The 19,195-nt window shown below is 71.6% G+C and carries 15 protein-coding genes and 2 tRNA genes; 10 read left to right on the top strand and 7 right to left on the bottom strand.

Annotated features, from left to right (window positions below; all coding sequences use genetic code 11):
• The first annotated feature begins 8 nt into the window (after window positions 1–8).
• Window positions 9–920: an alpha/beta fold hydrolase gene (locus WMF26_RS46205; RefSeq protein WP_437997903.1), complete on the top strand. Its 912-nt coding sequence runs from the start codon at window positions 9–11 to the stop codon at window positions 918–920.
• Window positions 921–1,014: 94 nt separating this feature from the next.
• On the top strand, window positions 1,015–1,824 hold the full coding sequence (gene xth, locus WMF26_RS46200) for an exodeoxyribonuclease III (RefSeq protein ID WP_437997902.1): 810 nt from the start codon (window positions 1,015–1,017) through the stop codon (window positions 1,822–1,824).
• Between the two features lie 13 nt (window positions 1,825–1,837).
• Here xth and WMF26_RS46195 read toward each other — a convergent pair whose 3' ends face one another.
• On the bottom strand, window positions 1,838–2,941 hold the full coding sequence (locus WMF26_RS46195; RefSeq protein ID WP_437997901.1) for a penicillin-insensitive murein endopeptidase: 1,104 nt from the start codon (window positions 2,939–2,941) through the stop codon (window positions 1,838–1,840).
• A 213-nt stretch (window positions 2,942–3,154) separates the two neighbouring features.
• Here WMF26_RS46195 and WMF26_RS46190 point away from each other — a divergent pair.
• The 3 genes from WMF26_RS46190 (at window position 3,155) to WMF26_RS46180 (ending at window position 4,450) form a co-directional block, all read left to right on the top strand.
• A tRNA-Arg gene (locus WMF26_RS46190) sits at window positions 3,155–3,228 on the top strand.
• A 79-nt stretch (window positions 3,229–3,307) separates the two neighbouring features.
• Window positions 3,308–3,380: transfer RNA gene (locus tag WMF26_RS46185), tRNA-Lys, on the top strand.
• A 149-nt stretch (window positions 3,381–3,529) separates the two neighbouring features.
• On the top strand, window positions 3,530–4,450 hold the full coding sequence (locus WMF26_RS46180; RefSeq protein ID WP_437334382.1) for an SMP-30/gluconolactonase/LRE family protein: 921 nt from the start codon (window positions 3,530–3,532) through the stop codon (window positions 4,448–4,450).
• On the opposite strand, the gene WMF26_RS46175 is transcribed toward WMF26_RS46180, so the two are convergent.
• The 4 genes from WMF26_RS46175 to WMF26_RS46160 form a co-directional block, all read right to left on the bottom strand.
• Window positions 4,447–6,381, bottom strand: a complete 1,935-nt coding sequence (locus tag WMF26_RS46175; protein WP_437997900.1) for a YjhG/YagF family D-xylonate dehydratase — start codon at window positions 6,379–6,381, stop codon at window positions 4,447–4,449. The two genes, WMF26_RS46180 and WMF26_RS46175, sit on opposite strands and share 4 nt — an antisense overlap.
• Entirely contained in the window at window positions 6,378–7,883 is a 1,506-nt protein-coding gene (locus WMF26_RS46170; RefSeq protein ID WP_437997899.1) for an aldehyde dehydrogenase (NADP(+)), read from the bottom strand. Before WMF26_RS46170 ends, WMF26_RS46175 begins: the two co-directional genes overlap by 4 nt.
• A gap of 62 nt (window positions 7,884–7,945) precedes the next feature.
• Window positions 7,946–8,806 (bottom strand): fumarylacetoacetate hydrolase family protein, encoded by an 861-nt coding sequence (locus tag WMF26_RS46165; protein WP_437952436.1) that lies wholly within the window; start codon window positions 8,804–8,806, stop codon window positions 7,946–7,948.
• 200 nt (window positions 8,807–9,006) lie between these two features.
• Entirely contained in the window at window positions 9,007–9,675 is a 669-nt protein-coding gene (locus WMF26_RS46160) for a phosphoribosyltransferase (protein WP_437952435.1), read from the bottom strand.
• 319 nt (window positions 9,676–9,994) lie between these two features.
• Between WMF26_RS46160 and WMF26_RS46155 the strand changes: the two genes are divergently transcribed.
• Both WMF26_RS46155 and WMF26_RS46150 read left to right on the top strand, forming a co-directional pair.
• Entirely contained in the window at window positions 9,995–10,201 is a 207-nt protein-coding gene (locus WMF26_RS46155; RefSeq protein ID WP_437997898.1) for a hypothetical protein, read from the top strand.
• A 687-nt stretch (window positions 10,202–10,888) separates the two neighbouring features.
• Window positions 10,889–12,655, top strand: coding sequence for a glycoside hydrolase family 43 protein (locus WMF26_RS46150; RefSeq protein ID WP_437997897.1), 1,767 nt, complete (start codon window positions 10,889–10,891; stop codon window positions 12,653–12,655).
• Between the two features lie 46 nt (window positions 12,656–12,701).
• Here the strand turns inward: WMF26_RS46150 and WMF26_RS46145 are convergent, their stop codons facing one another.
• Complete coding sequence (locus WMF26_RS46145; RefSeq protein WP_437334366.1) at window positions 12,702–13,331, bottom strand: LysE family translocator; 630 nt, start codon at window positions 13,329–13,331, stop codon at window positions 12,702–12,704.
• 168 nt (window positions 13,332–13,499) lie between these two features.
• Between WMF26_RS46145 and WMF26_RS46140 the strand changes: the two genes are divergently transcribed.
• The 3 genes from WMF26_RS46140 (at window position 13,500) to WMF26_RS46130 (ending at window position 17,909) form a co-directional block, all read left to right on the top strand.
• Window positions 13,500–14,915 (top strand): sugar porter family MFS transporter, encoded by a 1,416-nt coding sequence (locus tag WMF26_RS46140; RefSeq protein WP_437997896.1) that lies wholly within the window; start codon window positions 13,500–13,502, stop codon window positions 14,913–14,915.
• 178 nt (window positions 14,916–15,093) lie between these two features.
• Window positions 15,094–16,638 (top strand): type I restriction-modification system subunit M, encoded by a 1,545-nt coding sequence (locus WMF26_RS46135; protein ID WP_437997895.1) that lies wholly within the window; start codon window positions 15,094–15,096, stop codon window positions 16,636–16,638.
• Window positions 16,638–17,909, top strand: a complete 1,272-nt coding sequence (locus tag WMF26_RS46130; protein ID WP_437997894.1) for a restriction endonuclease subunit S — start codon at window positions 16,638–16,640, stop codon at window positions 17,907–17,909. Before WMF26_RS46135 ends, WMF26_RS46130 begins: the two co-directional genes overlap by 1 nt.
• A 94-nt stretch (window positions 17,910–18,003) precedes the next feature.
• Here WMF26_RS46130 and WMF26_RS46125 read toward each other — a convergent pair whose 3' ends face one another.
• Window positions 18,004–18,705, bottom strand: coding sequence for a hypothetical protein (locus WMF26_RS46125; protein ID WP_437997893.1), 702 nt, complete (start codon window positions 18,703–18,705; stop codon window positions 18,004–18,006).
• Window positions 18,706–19,195 lie beyond the last annotated feature (490 nt).

Genomic DNA, 19,195 nt, shown 5'->3' with positions numbered 1-19,195 from the left:
GGAGAGCCATGAACGCACCCGACGCCTTCGTGCCCCACCACGCCCTCGTCTCCGCGCCCTCCGCGGCGCCTGCCCGCTGGATGCTCGTGCTGCACGGCATCTTCGGCTCCGGCGCCAACTGGCGCACCTTCGTCCGGCGCCTCGCCGAGGCGCAGGCCACCGGCGGCGCGCCCGGGGCGCCCGGCCCCGCCGCGCGACCGTGGGGCTTCATCCTGGTCGACCTGCGGGCGCACGGCCTGTCGCAGAGCCCGCCGGCGCCCCACACCATCGCGGCGGCCGCCGACGACCTGCTCCGGCTCGGCGATCGCCTCGGCCTCGATATCCGCGGGGTCATGGGCCACTCGTTCGGCGGCAAGGTGGCCCTCGCCTACCTCGATCGCCGGCGCGCGGGGCCCACGGAGCCCACGGAGATCGAGCGCGGCTTCATCCTCGACGTCGATCCGAGCGCCAGGCCTGCCGGCGAGAGCGGCTCGGAGAGCCCCGGCGTGCTCGAGCTGCTCCGCGCCATCCCGCAGCCGATCGCGTCGCGCGAGGCGTTCCTCGAGGCGGTGCAGGCCGCCGGCTTCAGCCGCGGCATCGGCGAGTGGCTGGCGATGAACGTCCGCCGCGAGGGCGACGGCTTTCGCATCCGGCTCGACCTCGACGTCCTGAACGACCTGCTCACCGACTACTTCGCGCGCGATCTGTGGCACGTCCTGGAGGAGCCGCCGGCGCCGGCCGGCGCCGGGGTCGACGCGCGGCGCCTCCACGTCGTCCTCGGCGGCAGGTCGGCGTCGGTCTCGCCGGAGTCGCGCGCCCGCTTCGAGGCGCTCGCGGCGCGCGCGCCCTGGCTCTCGGTCCACGTCCTCCCGCGCGCCGGCCACTGGCTCCACGTCGACGATCCGGACGGCCTCTTCGACGCGATCCGGGCGGCCCTGTGATCGTCCGCGATCGCCTGAGCCCCGCGCGCGGCGCGGCCGCGCCGGGATCCAGGCTTTCCGTCCTGCTCTCCATCCACTATCGGTGAGGCGACCTATGCGCATCGCGTCCTGGAACGTGAACTCCATCCGCACGCGGCTCGAGCAGCTCACGAGCTGGCTGGTCCGCGCCGCGCCCGACGTCGTTTGCATGCAGGAGACGAAGGTCGAGGACGGCAGCTTCCCCGAGGCGGCGCTCTCCGAGGTGGGCTACCGCTCGATCATCTTCGGCCAGAAGTCCTACAACGGCGTCGCGATCGCCGCGCGCTTCGGGCTGTCGGTGGACGACGTGAAGAAGGGCCTCGACGGCGACGAGGAAGACGTCGCCCGGCGGATGCTGTCGGCCACGGTCGAGGGGATCCGGATCATCAACGTCTACGTGCCCAACGGGCAGGCGGTGGGGACGCCGGCCTTCGCGTACAAGCTCGCGTGGCTGGAGCGGCTCCGGCGCGAGCTCGAGGCGAGGCACCGGCCCGATCAGCAGCTCCTGATCTGCGGCGACTTCAACGTGGCGCCCGAGCCCATCGACGTCGCCGAGCCGAAGAAGTGGGAAGGGCAGGTGCTCTTCCACCCCGACGAGCGGGCGGCGCTGGGCCGCCTGATGGAGTGGGGGCTCGTCGACGCGTTCCGCGCCTGTCACCCCGCCAAGGCGGCGTACAGCTGGTGGGATTACCGGATGGGCGCGTTCCGGCGCAACAAGGGCCTCCGCATCGATCTCGCGCTGGTGACGCGCCCGCTGGCCGAGCGCTGCGCGGATGTGTCGATCGACACGCGCCCGCGGGAGCTCCAGCGCCCCTCGGATCACGCGCCGGTGGTGGTGGAGCTCGCGGACGGCGCGGCGCCGCCCGGGGCCGCGCCGGCGGTCTGAGCGCGGCCGGGCGTCAGCGGGGGGCGGGCGCCGCTACGACGTGCGCCGCGCCGTCCGCCGGGGCCGCTGGCGCTGCTGCGACGTGCGCCGCGCCGTCGGCCGCGGCCGCGGGCGCGGTGGCCTCGAGGGGCTTCTTCGCCGCGTCGGCGTCGCACGCCGGGCGGGCCAGCGACTCCTCGACGCAGGCGGCGCGCATCGACGGGGGGCACGCCACGCGGATGTGGAAGTGGTCGTTGTGCAGGTCGGCGTCCCTGGGGCTCATCATCGCGGCGGCGGCGCGGCTCCGGAGCTCCGCCGGGACGCGCGTCTTCGCGGCGTACGCGAGCAGCCGCGCCCGCAGCGCGTCGGTCACGAACAGGTATTTGACGCCTGCCTGGCGGTCCTGGAGCAGCGCCTCGACGAGCGCCCAGTTGCGCTTGTCGTCGAAGCGCGCCCCGGGGAGGCCGATGGCGTCGCCCTTGTCGTCGAACGCCACGAACCGGTCCATGCGCAGCGTCTTGCCCTTCGAGTTCACGACGTAGAACCCGACGTCGGCGTCGCGCCCCGTCTGGTGGGAGTTGTGCCCGTCGAGGCGGCCGCCCGTCCTGGCCGAGAGATCTCCGACGAGCAGCGCGGAGTCGCCGTGCTTCTTGGCCACCTGGAAGGCGGCGCGCCGCAGGGCCTTCACGAGCACGGGCAGCCCCCAGGTCCTTGCGCCCTCGCGCGTCTTGAGGTGCCGCGACGACCGGAGCCGCACGGCGCCGTTCAGCCGCCCGCGGTTGGGCGCCCCCGTCGACAGCGGCTTGCGATCGTCGGCCTCGGCGGCGGTGCCGCCGCGCGCCGCGCGGGAGGTCTCGTCCCGCCGCGCCGCGCGCTTCTTGCTCGCGCGGTCCGCGGCCGTCCCCTTCGCCCCGGCGCCGCGCGCGGCGCGCGATCCGCCCTCGACGCCGGTCGAGCTGCGGCGCGCGGCGGGGCGCTTGCCCTGCGGCCGCCGGTCCGGCGGCTGCTCCACCGAGGCCGGCCGCGCACCCGCCGGGGCGCCGAGGGCCGGCGCCGCGACCGAGAGCGCGAGCAGGAGGGCGGCGACAGGGCCCCGGGACGCGAAGCAACGGCGGGTGAACGGGCGAAGCAACGGCATGACGGGGGCGGACCCTACCCCGCGGCGCGGCGGGCAGAGAATTTCTTTCGCCGCCGTCGCCGGCGGGGCGCGGGCGAGCGCAGGGCGACGCCCGTCCGGGCTCAGCGGGGGTGGCGGCCTGAGAATTGCGCATCGGGATGCTTCATCGCCTTGACATATCGGCTCCGGTGCGGTTAGAAGCGTTTCGCGAGCCCCGCCGAGGGGCGCGCAGGAGCGCCCGTAGCTCAGCTGGATAGAGCGTCGGACTTCGAATCCGAAAGTCGCCTGTTCGAATCAGGCCGGGCGTGCCGGGCTCAACGGACGACGCAAGCGATCCAGAGAAGTCCCGGGGACTGTTCCAGAATCCGTCGGTTTGACAAACTACTCGGGCCATTAGCTCAATTGGTAGAGCAGTGGACTCTTAATCCATTGGCTGAAGGTTCAAGTCCTTCATGGCCCACCCGAGATGATTGAGGAATCCAGCCAGCCCGAGGGGCTGGCTGAGACAGCCGGGACAGCGGCTGGAACGATCGAAGAAGCAGCGCGGGACAGATGCTCGAAAGCCCGACGACCCAGGGGGTATCGGGCTTTCGGTGTTTTGAGGACCCGATGGTCATCGAGCTGACGCCGAGCTTCCAGGTGATCGACCCGCGCTTCCGCAAGGTCGCGCTCCCGCACGTGCACGTCGAGAAGCTGTACACGGGCTGCCGCTGGGCGGAGGGGCCGGCGTGGTTCCCGGCGGGGCGCTACCTCGTCTGGTCGGACATCCCGAACGACCGCATGATGCGCTGGGACGAGACCGACGGCTCGGTCTCGGTGTTCCGCCAGCCCGCGATGAACGCCAACGGCCACACGGTCGACCTGCAGGGCCGCCTCGTCTCGTGCGAGCACCGCGGCCGCTGCGTCTCGCGCACCGAGCACGACGGCTCGCGCACGGTGCTCGCGTCGCACTTCGAGGGCAAGCGGCTGAACTCGCCGAACGACGTTGTCGTGAAGTCCGACGGCAGCATCTGGTTCACCGACCCGAGCTACGGCATCGACAGCGACTACGAGGGCGACGCGTCGCCGAACGAGCAGGGCGCGCAGCGCGTCTACCGGCTCGACCCGGTCTCCCTCGCGCTGACGGTCGTCGCGAGCGACTTCGTGCAGCCCAACGGCCTCGCCTTCTCGCCGGACGAGTCGCTGCTGTACGTCGCCGACACCGGCGCGACGCACGCGAAGGACGGCCCGCACCACGTGCGCAGGTTCCGCGTCGACGCGAACGGCGCGCTGACCGGCGGCGAGGTGTTCGCGACCTGCCCGGTGGGGGTGTACGACGGCTTCCGCGTCGACGTGCACGGCAACCTGTGGCTGTCGGCCGGCGACGGCGTGCACTGCCACGCGAGCGACGGCGCGCTGCTCGGCAAGGTGCTGATCCCCGAGACCGTGTCCAACGTCTGCTTCGGCGGCGCCAAGCGCAACCGCCTGTTCATCTGCGGCACGACCTCGCTGTACGCGGTCTACCTGAACACCCGCGGCGCCGCGCGCTAGCGCTCCGCCGCCATGGCGCGGCCGAGGAGCCCGATGATGCGCTCCGCATCATAGACGCACCCACCCCAGCTGCCGCCGCTGGCATCCTGAAGCGCAGCCCATAGCCGCGTATCCGCGCTCACGCGGTCGTCGGGCTTCAGGGCTGGATTGGGCAAGCGGGCGGCAAGACCGTCGGCCTCCACGCCGACGACGTCCACCGTCCCCTCCAGCTTGCGCGTGTCGATCCGAAGCCGGACGCGGTCGCCGTCGCGCACGCGCCCGATGGGCCCACCCGCCCACGCCTCCGGGCTGACATGGCCGATGCACGCCCCGGTGGACACGCCCGAAAAACGACCGTCCGTGACCAGGGCGATACGGTGCCCGTCCTTCACGTGCTTGAGGGCGGAGGTGATCTGGTAGGTCTCCGGCATTCCGATACCGGGACCGATGCCGAGCAGCACCATCACGTCACCCGGTTGCACGGCGCCCGTCTTGATCGCCTCGATCGCCGCGTCCTCGCTGCCGAACACGCGCGCAGGCCCTTCGTGCAGATAAACGCCGTCCGGTCCGATCACCTGGGGAGCAATGGCGGTGCTCTTCACGAGCGCTCCCTCGGGCGCGAGGTTGCCGCGCAAGAAGGTCACCGTGCTGGTGAGGCCGCGCTCACGGGCCTTCCCGGCGGACATGATCACGTCGTCCGGGTCGATGCCGTCCAGCTGCTGCAGCTTGTCGCGCAGGCGCCGGCGCCGTTCGCTGCGCTCCCACCATTCGAGGTTTTCGCCCAAGGTCCGGCCGCTGACGGTGCGCGCGCCGAGCCGCAGCAGGCCAAGCTCGCGCAGGTGGAGCATGACCTCCGGGACGCCTCCCGCGAGGAAGACCTGAACCGTGGCATAATGTCGTGGCCCGTTGGGCAACACGTCCACGAGGCGCGGAACGAGGGCGTTGATGCGCGCCCAGTCGTCCACCGTGGGGCGTCGAAGCCCGGCTGCATGGGCGATCGCCGGCACGTGGAGCACCAGATTCGTCGACCCGCCGACGGCGGCGTGCAGCACCATGGCGTTGTGGATGGAATCGTCGGTGACGATGTCCCGCGTAGTCACGCCGCTTCGCTCGAGGGCCATGAGCGCGTGCGCGGAACGGCGGGCGAGGTCGCGCCAGATCTCGGCGCCCGACGGGCTGAGCGCGCCGTGCGGGAGGGCGAGGCCGAGCGCCTCCGCCACCACCTGGCTCGTCGCGGCCGTCCCCATGAACTGGCAGCCGCCGCCGGGGGAGCCGCAGGCGCGGCAGCCCATCTCGGCGGCGTGGTCGAGGCTCACCTCCCCGCGCGCGTAGCGCGCCGCGAGGGTCTGGACCTTGGCGGTGTCCTCCGCCTCCTCCGCGAGGAGCGTGACGCCTCCCGGCACGAGCACCGTGGGGAGGTCGGGTGTGCCGGCGAGCGCCATCAACATGGCCGGCAAACCCTTGTCGCACGTGGCGACGCCGAGCACGCCCCGGCGCGTGGGCAGCGAGCGTATCAGCCTTCGAAATACGATGGCGGCGTCATTGCGATAAGGGAGGCTGTCGAGCATGCCGACGGTGCCATTGGTCCGCCCGTCGCATGGATCGCTGACATAACCGGCGAACGGAATGCCCCCGCTGGCCGTGAATGTACGGGCGGCCTCCTCCATGAGCAGCCCGACCTCCCAGTGTCCCGTGTGATACCCGAGCGCGATCGGCGCGCCGTCGGGCGCGCGGATGCCCCCCTGCGTGCTGAGCACGAGGAACTGCTTGCCGCGCAGGCGCGCAGGATCCCACCCCATCCCGGCATTCTGAGTCAAGCCGAACAGCTCGCCGCTGGACATGGCGCGCAGCTGCTCGGCGCCGAGCGGGAGGCGCCCCGACGGCCCGGGCGCGGTGGTGCGCAGGGCGTAGATCGCCTCGCTGCCAGACTCGAATACCGGATCGCGGCTCATGCGCGGGGAGCGACGGGAGCGCGGGTGGACTGGCCGTCGACGAGGCGCGATATCCCGAGCGGGTTCTCGTCACGCAGCTCCGGCGGGAGCAGCGCGGGCGGGCACGACTGGTAGCAAACGGGGCGCGCGAAGCGGAAGATGGCCGCGGTTCCAACCGAGGTGAAGCGCACGTCGCTGCTCGCCGGATACGGCCCGCCGTGGTGAATGGCGTGCGACACCTCAACGCCCGTCGGATAGCCGTTGAAGACGAGGCGGCCCGCGACCCGGCTGAGGACATCGACAAGGTCCTGGGCGGCGGCGAGATCCTCGGCGGTCCCCTGGAGCGTGGCGGTCAGCTGGCCTTCGAGCGCGCCGAGGAGCTGAAGCAACTCTCCGCGGCTCGATGCGGTGACGAGCAGCGCGTACGGTCCGAAGATCTCGTGCGCGAGGTGCGGCTGCCGCGCGAAGTCGGCGGCGGAGACGCGAGCGACGCGCGCGCCTGCGTCGGTCAGCCACTCCACGCCTTTCAGCTCCCGCACGGAGCGGTCGAACGACTCCTGGATACCGGCGTGCAGCATCACGCCGGGAGCGACGGCGCGGGCTCGGCCGGCGACCGACTGAGCAAACGCATCCCATTCAGGCGAGGCCAACCCGAGGACCAGGCCCGGCTTGGTGCAGAACTGGCCGACGCCGAGCGTGCACGAGTTGGTCAGCCCTTCGGCGATCGCGTCGCGGCGCTCGCGCAGCGCGCCGGGCAGCACGACAAGCGGGTTGATGCTGCTCATCTCGGCGAAGACGGGGATCGGCCGCGGGCGGGCGGCCGCGGCGTCGCAGAGGGCGCGGCCGGCGCGGGTGGACCCGGTGAAGCCCACCGCCTGGATCGCCTCGTGGCGCACCAGCAGGAGCGACACCTCGGGCGAGGCGCCGTGCACCATGCCGAACACGCCCGCGGGCAGGCCCGCCTTCTCGACGGCGGAGCGCAGGGCCGAGGCCACGAGGTCGGAGGTGCCGGGATGCGCCGGGTGGGCCTTGACCACGACCGGGTTGCCTGCGGCGAGGGCGGAGGCCGTGTCGCCGCCCGCAACGGAGAACGCGAGGGGGAAATTGCTCGCGCCGAAGACGGCGACCGGGCCGATCGGCCGCAGCATGCGGCGCAGGTCGGGGCGCGGGAGCGGCTTGCGGTCCGGCAGCGCGGGATCGATCCGCGCGTCGACCCAGGAGCCCTCGCGCACGACCGCGGCGAAGAGGCGCAGCTGGCCGGTGGTGCGGCCGCGTTCGCCTTCGAGGCGGGCGACGGGCAGCCCGGTCTCCCGGTGCGCGGTCTGGATCAGGGGTTCGCCGAGCGCCATGATCTCGTCGGCGGCGGTCTCCAGGAACCGGGCGCGCAGCTCCGGCGCGAGGTCGGCGAAGGCCTGCGCCGCCGCCGCGGCGGCGCGCGCGGCGGCGTCGATCTCGGCGGCGGTGGCGTCGCGGTAGGCGCCGAGCTTTTCCCCGGTGGCGGCGTTGTGGGCGAAGAATTCCATGGTTTCAGCGCGGGGCCGGAGATGAACGTCTCGATGTCTCGATCTTCATACGATGCGCCTCGTCAACCTGCGGATACCGGGTTTGCCAGCGTGCCGGCGCCGGGAATCGTGATCTCCACGAGGTCGCCAGGCTCCAGGGTGAACGAGTCGGGCGGCACGATGCCGGTCCCGGTCATGAGGACGACGCCCGCGGGGAAGCTCAGCTCGCGCGTGAGGTAGGCGACGAGCTCCTCGGGCGCGCGCCGCATCCTCGCCGTCGAGGTCTCCCCCGCGAACACCGCCTCGCCCCTGCGCCGGATCGCGAGCTGGATGGAGAGCGCGCGCAGGTCCAGCCCTGGCTCGTCCGCGAGCGCGATGGCGGGGCCGAGCGCGCAGCAGCCGTCGTAGATCTTCGCCTGCGGCAGGTAGAGGGGGTTGTCGCCCTCGATGGATCGCGACGAGACGTCGTTGCCCGCCGTGTAGCCGACGATGCGGCCCGCCGCGGACACGACGAGCGCGAGCTCCGGCTCGGGCACGTTCCAGCTCGAGTCGCGCCGGATGCGCACCGGCGCGCCCGGACCGGCGACCAGGCGGGGCGTCGCCTTGAAGAACAGCTCCGGGCGCTCGGCGTCGTACACGCGGTCGTAGAAATCGCCGCCGCCCGCGCTCTCTTCCTTGCGCGCGTTGCGCGAGCGCTCGTAGGTGACGCCCGCCGCCCAGACCTCCTGCACGTCGATCGGGGCGAGCAGCGGGACGTCGGGCGGGAGGGGGCGGGCTGCGGCGCGCGCGTCGCGCACCGCGCCGAGGGGATCGGGCAACGCGAGCCACGAGGCGACGGACGCGAACGCCTCCGGGGACGCCGCCGTGAGGTCGTGGCGCGCTCCCCGCTCGTCCTCGACCCCGAGCCGTGGCCCTCCATCGCCCGCAAACCGAAACAGCTTCATGTCCGCGCCTCCCTAACAGGCCCCCTCGTCCGCGCCCGAGCGACGTGCGTGAGCACGCGCGGCGCAGCGCTGAAGGCCATCCATCCCACAGTCGCGTGGCGACCGCATGATCCACCATTTGCGCGTTCTGTAAAGCCACTTTTCGCGCTCGCCTGAGCGATACCACGCGGAGGCCCCCGGCGCGCCGGCGCGGGGGCCCGTCAGGGCGCCTGCGGCGCGCGCGGCGAGCTCGGGTCGAGCGCCTCTCCGAGCAACCGGCAGACCTCCTGCTCGGACACCGGCGTGTAGTCCTCGTACCAGAGCCCGACCGAATAGACGGGATCCCGGATGTAGCAGTAAACGAACTCGCGCGCGCGCCGGGAGAGCTCCGCGTACGCGGCGTACGACGCGACGGGGACCGCGATGACGATGCCCGCCGGTCGTCCTTGCTCGACGGCCGTCACTGCGGCGCGCATGCTCGCTCCGGTCGCCACGCCGTCGTCGACGAGGAGGAGCGTTCGATCCCGGATGCCAGGCGCCCTGTGGCAGCCGTAGTAGACGCGCTCCAGGCGCTCCACCTCCCGGGCCTCCGCATCGGCGAGCCATTGGACGGTCTTGTCCGAGACGCCCAGCGCTCGGCAGAGCTCTTCGTCCACGACCCGGACGCCGCCGCTCGCGACGGCGCCGATCGTCATGCGGTGGTTGACCGGCGCCACGATCCGGCGCGCGATCAGCACGTCGAGCGGCACCCGGAGGAGCTTCGCTATCTCGAAGCCGACCAGCACCCCGCCTCGCGGCAGCGACAGGAGGGTGACGTCTTCCCGCCCCGCGTAGGCGGCCAGCCGCGGCGCGAGCTGGCGGCCGGCGTCGGCCCGATCTCGAAACGGCATGTCTCCCTCTCCCATCCCGGCATCGCATCCCGGCATCGCCGGGATCGCCGGCGGCGCTCGGCGTAGCGTGCAATTGTCTCGCCAGGCGCGGCGCCTCACGCCGCCGGGGCGCTCTGCGCGCGTCGAGCGAAGCCCGCCAGGCGGCCTCACGTGAGCCGAGATCGCGCTCGGCGCGAGGATCATGGCCCGCCAGGTATTTCTCCCCTGGGCGAGGCCCCTCGAGGATCGACCGTGGTGGCGATGACAGCGAGGCGTCGCGTCACCAGGTACCCCGTGCACCCCTCGATCCAAGGACATGCCGCTCGCCAGGGAGAGAGATATGGCCAAGCTTCAGCTTGAGCTCGAGCAGCGCGAAGCGACAGACGTGAGGACAGCCCTGTCGATCCGGCTCGTGGGGATGCGAGAGGAGCTGGTCCACACCGACAATCGAGAATACCGGGCGGACCTGAAGGCGGCGATCGAGCGGCTCGAGGTGGTGCTCCGGCGCCTCGACGCGAGCCTGACCGGGCCGACGCCGGCACCGTAGAGCGTGCGCGTCGGTGACGACCGCGCGCACGGCGAGCCCTCCGACGACACACGGCTCCCCGGGTGAGCTCGAACGACACCCTCGATTCACGGCGGCCGAGGGCGTCGTCTACCGGCTGAACCAGGCCCGCGACGGCTGGAACAGGCCGCGACGCTGATGACGCCGCGCATCTTCCACCACCTCGTCGACCGGAGCGCAAACGAGCTCATCGCGCTTGGCGGCGGCGTCGGCGAGGCGGTCGAGGGCACCACCTCGGTGGCGTCCATACCTGCTCGAGGGACCGGACGGTCCGTCAGGCGCTCGGCGAGGGCGCCACAACCGCGCCTCGCCGGCCGCGCCTCCCGCCTCCGACTCTTCCACCTACGCTTCGCAAATCCATCCCAGTGCGACGAGGTTTCGTGTGAGCGTTAACAGTTTTGCCCGACGACAGGCGAATTCCTGTTGACATCGACGTGTTAACGTTAACAATAGGCACCGGAACCCTGGATTACGACGAAGCCGGGCGACGGACGAGGAGGTGAAGCAGGCACCTCGGGCCATTCCACCGAATGACCTACGGCGACCACGCGACCAGGCCGTACCGCTTGGCGTCATGGCGTTCGCCGTCGCTATGGATGCGTGTCGATTAAACTTATGAAGTAGGTGCTCAACATGGATCACGCTCGTTCGAGCCTGGTGACTGGTCTTGTGGTTTCGGCATTGCTCGGGGCTTGCGGCGGTGAGGACAACCCGGAGCCGCAGGCGGCGGCCTCCTCTGGTACGGGCGCTTCGTCGTCGACCTCCAGCAGCATCAGCTCGGCCAGCACCGGCGCCCCGGCGGGCAGCGGCGGTGAGGGCGCCGGCGCCGCCGCCAGCAGCGGCGGCGACGGCGGCAGCGGCGGTGATGGCGCCGGCGGCGACGGCGGCGACGGCGGCAGCGGCGGCGGTGTCGCCCCTGCCGTCTGCCCTGACACCTACTCCAACCCTGTCATCTGGGAAGACCTCCCCGACGTGGAGGTCATCCGCGTCGACGACACCTACTACTACACGGCGTCCACGTTCCACTATTCGCCGGGGGCGCCCCTGCTCCGCTCCTACGACCTGGTCCACTGGGAATACGTCTCACACTCCGTTCCCGTGCTCGACTTCGACGCGTCGTACGACCTGACCAGGGGTCGATCCTATGTGAACGGCATCTGGGCGTCCACGCTCCAGTACCGGAAGAGCAACGAGACCTTCTACTGGATGGGCTGCATGCACAACGCGGGGGGCGGCTGGGTCTTCACCGCCAAGTCCCCCGAGGGCCCGTGGGAGAAGCACAAAGGTGGTTGTTACTACGACATGGGGCTGTTGATCGACGACGACGACACCATGTACGTGGCGTACGGCAACAACACGATCAGCGTGGCCCAGCTGAGCGCGGACGGCTTCAGCCAGGTCAAGAGCCAGAACGTGTTCCAGACGCCGGGGAACATCTCGGGGCCGCTGGAGGGATCCCGCTTCATCAAGAAGGATGGAGTCTACTACATTTTCGTCACGCAGTATGCGAATGGCGAGTATGTGCTGCGCTCGACGAACGGGCCGTTCGGTCCCTACGAGCTGCGGCCCTTCGCGGTGAAGCTGCCCTACGCTGGCGCTCCGGGCTCCGGCGGATCCCCGCATCAAGGCGGCGTCGTCGAGACGCAAAACGGGGATTGGTACTACATGGGATTCAACGACTCGTACCCCGCTGGCCGCATCCCGGTCATGGCCCCGATGACCTGGACCGACGGCTGGCCCTCGGTCACCCTGGTGGACGGCAAATGGGGCGGTACGTACCCCTTCCCGGACCTGCCTTGCGGATCGAATCGCGTGAAGCCGCCGCCGAGCAAGGACACCTTCGCGAAAGAGACCCTGAGGCCCGAGTGGGAGTGGAACCACAACCCCGACAACAGCAAGTGGTCCTCCGGGGCTGGGCTGACCCTGCAAACGGCGACGGTGACCGACGACCTCTATGCCGCGCGAAACACGCTGACCCGCCGCGTCGAAGGGCCGGTCTCGATCGCGACGATCGAGCTCGACTACAGCAAGATGCAGAACGGCGACGTCGCCGGCCTCGCCGCCCTGCGCGACGTGTCGGCGTGGATCGGGGTCAAGAAGGCAAACGGGGCGACGCGCGTCGTGATGACCAGCGGGGTCAACATGAACACCTCGTGGACCACGACGGGCAAGGGGAACGAGGTGGCCGGCGCCGACGTGTCCGGCGGCAAGATCTGGCTGCGCGTGGAGGCCAACGTCCGCTCGGACGGCGGGGGCGGGCAAGCGCGCTTCTCCTACAGCACGGACGGCGCCCGGTTCACCAGCCTGGGCAACACGCTCAACATGAACAAGAACTGGCAGTTCTTCCTCGGTTATCGCTTCGGCATCTTCAACTACGCCACGCAGTCGCTCGGCGGCTCGGTGAACGTCGCTTCCTTCGAGGTGACCAAGCCGTAACGGGCGGGCCGCTCGTCGCGCGGTGAGCGGAGCGGCCGCGCTCCGCTCAGGGGCGCTCCAGGACCATTCGCACGCCGAGCGCCACGAGGACCACGCCGGAGACCGCCTCGAGCGTCCGGCGCACGCGACCGCCGGACATGGCCGCCTGGAGCCGACCGAGGAGCAGGACGAGCGCCAGGTACCAGGCCGTGTCCACGGCGACCCACACCAGCGAGAGCAGGAGCAGCGCTGGCAGCGTCGGCGCGCCGGCCGGCACGAACTGCGGCAGGAAGGAGGCGGCGAACACGGCCGCCTTGGGGTTCGCCAGGATGGTGAGGAGGCCGATGCGGAAGGCGCTCCACCCGCCGGCAGCGGGCTCGCGGGCGCCCGATCCCGCGTCGCCGTCGCCGGCCCGGCGCCGACCCAGGATGGACTGAGCGCCGAGCGCGATGAGGACGACCGCGCCGGCGATGCGGAGCACGTCGTAGGCGACCGCGGAGGCCTCGACGAGCGCGGAGGCCCCGAGCGCCGCGACGAGGGCCCAGAAGAGGAGGCCTAGCTCGTTCGCGGCGATGGCGGCGAGGGCGGCGCGGCGCCCGCCGCGCAGGGCCTGCCGCACGATGACGGCGGTGCTCGGCCCCGGGATCACGGCCAGCACCAGCGCGGCGCCGCAGAAGGCAAGGAGCGTCGAGGTCATGAAGAGCCTGTGTACCCGCGGAACGCTCCGCCGGCCAGGCGCCCGCGCGCGGAGGCCCGTGTCCAGCGCCCGTCCAGCGCGCCGGGCGCGCGGGCGGCGCCCGTCCGTCGCTGCGGCGCCTCAGGACGGTCGAGGCGCCGGCGGCACGCTTCGTGGTTCACCGCGAGCATGGGCGTGCCCGCAGCGCAGCAGGGGGACGGACGCGGTGAGAAGCCGCCGTCCACGGTACGGGTCGTCCTTATCGCGTCCGTCGCGGCGCTGGGCGGCTTCCTGTTCGGGTTCGACACCGCCGTGATCAACGGCGCCGTCGGCGCGCTGGAGAAGGTGTTCACGGCGCACACGGTCGCGGTCGGCCTGTCCGTGTCCTCGGCGCTGCTCGGCGCGGCCGCCGGCGCGGTGCTCGCGGGCAGGCTGGCCGACCGCTACGGCCGCACGCGGACCATGCTGGTCACGTCCCTGGCCTTCGTCGTGAGCGCGGCGGGCTCGGGGGCGGCGGTCTCGCCCTGGGACTTCAGCGCGTGGCGGGTGCTCGGCGGCGCGGCCATCGGCGCGGCCAGCGTCGTCGCCCCGGCGTACATCGCCGAGGTCGCGCCGGCGCACCTGCGCGGCCGCCTCGGATCGCTCCAGCAGCTCGCGATCGTGCTCGGCATCTTCGTCGCCCTGCTCGGCGATTACGCCATCGCGTCGTCCGCCGGCTCGGCGTCGAGCCCGTTCTGGCTCGGCGCCAGCGCCTGGCGATGGATGTTCTGGAGCGCCATCCCGCCGGCGCTCCTCTACGGGCTCGGCGCGCTGCTGATCCCCGAGTCCCCGCGCTACCTCGCGGCGAGGGGGCGCGCGACCGAGGCGCTCGCCGTGCTTCGCGGCCTCCTCGGCCGAGCCGCCGGCGAGAAGCTCCTCGACATCCAGAGGACGCTCTCGTCCGAGCGCCGGCCGAGGCTCGCGGACCTCCGGGGGCGCCCCGGGCCGCTCCGCATCGTCTGGATCGGCGTCGGTCTATCGGCGTTTCAGCAGCTCGTGGGGATCAACGTCATCTTTTATTACTCGAGCGTCCTCTGGCAGACGGTCGGGTTCTCCGAGCGGAGCTCCCTCGCCATCACGGTCGTCACCGGCGTCACCAACATCGCGACGACCCTCGTCGCCATCGCGACGGTCGACCGCGTCGGGCGCAGGCCGCTGCTCATCGCGGGCTCCATCGGCATGGCGCTGACGCTCGGCGCCCTGGCGGCCGTGTTCGGCGCCGCGGGCGAGGACGCCGCGGGCAACCCGGTGCTGACGGGCGCCGCCGGCCCCGTCGCGCTGCTCTCGGCCAACCTCTATGTCTTCTGCTTCGGGGCGTCCTGGGGTCCGGTGACGTGGGTGCTGCTCGGGGAGATGTTCGAGAACCGCATTCGCGCCCTCGCCCTCTCGATCGCGGCGGCCGCGCAATGGCTGGCGAACTTCCTCGTCACCGCCACGTTCCCCGCGCTCAAGGTGGCCGGGCTGGGCATCGCCTACGGGCTCTACACCGCCGCGGCGGCGGCCTCTCTTGTGTTCGTCGTCGCGTTCATCCCCGAGACGAAGGGCAAGGAGCTCGAGGAGATGTGATGTGCGCCACCGCGACCCTGGCGGCGCCGCCCGGGCCGCCGGTCGCGCCCGCGTCGGCGGCCGCCGACCGCGCCCGCGCCCGCCGGAGGCGTGGCGAGGCGGCGTGACGGGCGGGGCAGCGAGGTGCCCCGGCGAGAGCGAGCACCCCGCCCCCGTCCTCGGGTAGAAGCATGCACTGATGCCCCTCCCCGCCGGTTTCGAGAAGCGCCTCTGGGCCGCCGCCGACCAGCTCCGGGCCAACTCCGCCCTCCAGCCGTCCGAGTTCGCGACGCCGGTGCTCGCGCTGATCTTCCTGAAGTACGCCGAGCACCGCTTCGCGGAGGCCGAGAGGCAGCGAGCGTCGTCCCGCCGCCGGGGCGGCGCCGGCAAGGGCGACGGCCGCGCCGGGGGGGTCCTCTTCGTCCCGGAGGGCGCCCGCTTCAGCCGCCTCCTCCGGCTGCCCGAGGGGGCCGACATCGGCGAGGCGCTCGACGACGCGATGAGGGCGATCGAGGCGGAGAACGAGGACCTCGAGGACGTCCTGCCGAAGACGTACGGCCGCTTCGACGCGAGGACGCTCGAGGAGCTGCTCCAGCTCTTCGGCGCCATCCCGGAGGACGTCGAGGGCGACGTCTTCGGTCGAATCTACGAGTACTTCCTCGGCAACTTCGCGCCGCGCACGCTGCAGAAGGGCGGCGAGTATTTCACGCCCTCCTCGGTCGTGCGCCTCATCGTCGAGATCATCGAGCCGTACCACGGCAGGATCTACGACCCTTGCTGCGGCTCCGGGGGCATGTTCGTGCAGAGCGCGAACTTCATCGCCGAGCACCGGAAGCGGCCGTCGGACGAGATCGCGGTCTACGGGATCGAGAAGGTCGCGCAGACCCTCCGCCTCGCGCGGATGAACCTCGCCGTGCACGGCCTCTCGGGCGACATCCGCGAGGCGAACGCCTATTACGAGGACGTCCACGATCAGGTCGGCAAGTTCGATTACGTGATGGCCAATCCGCCGTTCAACCAGAACGCGGTCGACCGGGAGCGGCTCAAGGGCGACAGACATCGGTTCCCGTTCGGAATGCCCTCGGTCGACAGCGCGAACTACCTCTGGATCCAGCTCTTTTACAGCGCCCTGAGCGCCTCGGGTCGCGCCGGGTTCGTGATGGCCAACGGCGCGAGCGACGCCCGGGGCAGCGAGCTCGAGCTCCGGCGGAAGCTGATCCAGACCGGCGCCGTCGACGTGATGGTCGCGCTCGGCTCGAACTTCTTCTACACCGTCACCCTGCCCGTCACGCTCTGGTTCCTCGACCGGGGGAAGGCGAGGGGAGCGCGCGAGGACAAGGTGCTCTTCATCGACGCGCGGCGCGTCTACCGGCAGGTGGACCGCTCCCATCGCGACCTGGCGCCGGAGCAGATCGAGCTCCTCGCGAACATCGTGCGGCTCTACCGCGGCGAGGAGCCGGAGGACCTGCACGGGAGCGGCGCGCTCCTGAAGGAGCGCTTCCCCGGCGGGGGGTACGCCGACGTGCCGGGGCTGTGCAAGGCGGCGACGCGCGGGGAGATCGAGGCGCAGGGCTTCAGCCTCAACCCGGGCCGCTACGTGGGCGTCGCCGGCCGGGTCCCCGAGGACGTCGACCTCAAGGAGCGGCTCGAGCGGCTGAACGAGGAGCTCACGCGGCTGAGCGGCGAGGCGCGGGAGATCGAGGCGAAGATCGCCGAGAACGTCGCGGCGCTCCTCGAGGCGTGATGGCGCGCGTGGAGTGGCCGCGCGCCGCCCTCTCGGACGTCTGCGAGGCGATCGTCGACTGCGTCAACAAGACGGCCCCGACGGTCGACGAGATCACGCCGTACAAGATGATCCGCACGACGAACGTGCGCGGCGGGTGGATCGAGCTCGACGACGTCAAGTACGTCACGGAAGACGTCTACAAGCGCTGGACGCGCCGTCAGGTGCCGCGGCGCGGGGATGTCATCCTGACCCGCGAGGCTCCCCTCGGCGAGGTCGGCCTGCTGCGCACGGGCGAGCCCGTATTTCTGGGACAGCGCCTCCTCTCCTACAGGGCCGACCCGAAGAAGCTGGACAACCGGTTTCTCCTCTACGCGCTCCGGGGCGATGAGCTGCAACGCCAGATCAAGGCGCTCGGCTCGGGCGCGACGGTCGAGCACATGCGCGTGCCCGACGCCGGGAAGCTCACGCTGCGGCTGCCGTCGCTCGCGGTCCAGCGCCGCATCGCCGACATCCTCTCCGCCTACGACGACCTCATCGAGAACAACGCGAAGCGCGTCGGGATCCTCGAGGAGATGGCCCGCTCGCTGTACCGCGCGTGGTTCGTCGACCTCCGGTTCCCCGGGCGCGAGGAGGCGACGCCGGTCCCGCCCTCCCCCGTCGAGGCGCCGGCGGGCTGGGGGGTGGCTCGGCTCGGCGATCTCGCGGCCGACGTGCGAGATCCCGTCGATCCGAGCGCCGTGGCGCCCGAGACTCCCTGCTTCGGGCTCGAGCATCTGCCGCGACGCTCGGTCGCGCTCGGCGAATGGGGGCACGCCGGGGAAGCGCAGAGCATCAAGCTCCGCGCGCGCGCCGGCGACATTCTCTTCGGGAAGATCCGGCCCTATTTCCACAAGGTCGGGGTGACGCCGGTCGACGCGGTGTGCTCGTCGGACATCCTCGTCTTGCGAGCGCAGGCGCCCGAGCACTTCGGCCTCGTCCTCTGCTGCGTCTCCAGCGACGCGTTCGTCGCCCACGCGACCCAGACGTCGCAGGGCACGAAGATGCCGCGCGCGAGCTGGGACGTCCTCCGCCAGGTCGCGCTGCCGCTGCCCCCCGCGCGGCTCCTCCGCCGGTTTGATCGCATCGTCACGGATCTCGTGGACATGATGCATCGGCTCGTCCTGAAGAACCGCAACCTGAAGGTGACGCGCGATCTGCTGCTCCCCGGCCTCGTCTCCGGAGAGATCGACGTGAGCGGCGTCGATGCTGTCCTCTCCGGGGGGCCGTCGAGGGCCTCCCCGGAGGATTGAATTCGACCCGGGGGGCCGTCGAGCGGTCGTGGTCAGGCGATGTCGGCGCCCATCGACGATCGGGTCAACACCGCGCCTTCATTGCCTGGTCCGCTCACCTGCAGCGCAGGCGTTCGGGGGCCTCCGCCGCTCGAGGGGCGCACCGCTCCCCGATCGACTGATCGCAGCGATAGTACTCGCTCGTGGAGCCGCACTCGGCGTCCGCGCCGTAACCTTCAGGCGGATTGGGGCGGATGCAATCGAGGCGGTCACACTCGAGGGTGCCCGTTCCACCGAAGAGCTGCTCGGGATCGGGTGTGGCGGTTCCATCGCAGTCGAAGTCGAACTCCGACCCGCCGCGGGCTGGCGGCGCCATCGGCTCGGCATGGTAGGCCTCCGCTCCAGGGTGAGCGTTCGCTTCATTTGGACCGCAATCGTCGCTCGACGCGACGTAGGGACCCCCGCACGCATCGTCGCCGCCCGACGGCGCGTCGCACGCCTCGACGACGGCATTCCGGTCTCCATGCCCATCGGAGTCCGCGTCGCAGTACCACGCGACCTCGTCGCACCCGCCGCCGGCTCCACCGCTGCCCGCCGTCGTCCCGGCCGGGTTCCCGCCAGCCCCGCCAGCCCCGCCAGTCCCGCCGCCAGCCCCGCCAGCCCCGCCAGTCCCGCCGCCGACCCCGCCAGCCTCGCCGCCCGCGCCGCCGGCGGTTCCCGAGCCCGCGCCGGCGCCGTGGGTGCCGGCGCTCGTCGAGGTCGCCCCGGCGGTGTCTCCGAAGAGGTCCGGGGGCACGTCCCTGCAACCGACGCTCACGGCGGCAGCGGCGAGCACGATAGCGGCCCGAGCGCAAGTCCCGACCGCAACCATCCGAAAGCTCCGACTCCTCATGCCTCAGCCTAACTCGAGGCCCCCGTGCCTCTCAAGACGCATGCACCTGTCCGCACGGCGGCCTGCGCCGGTGCGCGCAACCCCGATCGCTCCAGCGACGGAGGTCGCGCTGCTCAACCCAGATCGGGAGTCCACCACACCGTACCCGAGCGCGGAGTGGCAAAGCTGCAAGGCCACCGACGGCAGCTGGGTCGACCCACGAGCGGCGCCGTCGACCTGCGAAACAGGCGGAAACTATGAAATCGCTGCTGTTTCCGGCGGCCGCTCGTTATCAATCGATTTTTCTGGTGGGATGATTTCGCGGGGGCGAACGTCGCGATCCGTCACATTCGCCGGTGTTTTTAGGAGACGTGAACCCAGAACGCACCCCCTTGCGCAGCACGGCGGGCTGGCCGTCAAATTCCGGGAGAGGCAG

Source organism: Sorangium sp. So ce185, assembly GCF_051526825.1.
Classification (GTDB): domain Bacteria; phylum Myxococcota_A; class Polyangia; order Polyangiales; family Polyangiaceae; genus Sorangium; species Sorangium cellulosum_D.
The sequence above is the reverse complement of the archived record's forward strand: the minus strand, read 5'-3'. Positions and strand labels throughout refer to the sequence as shown.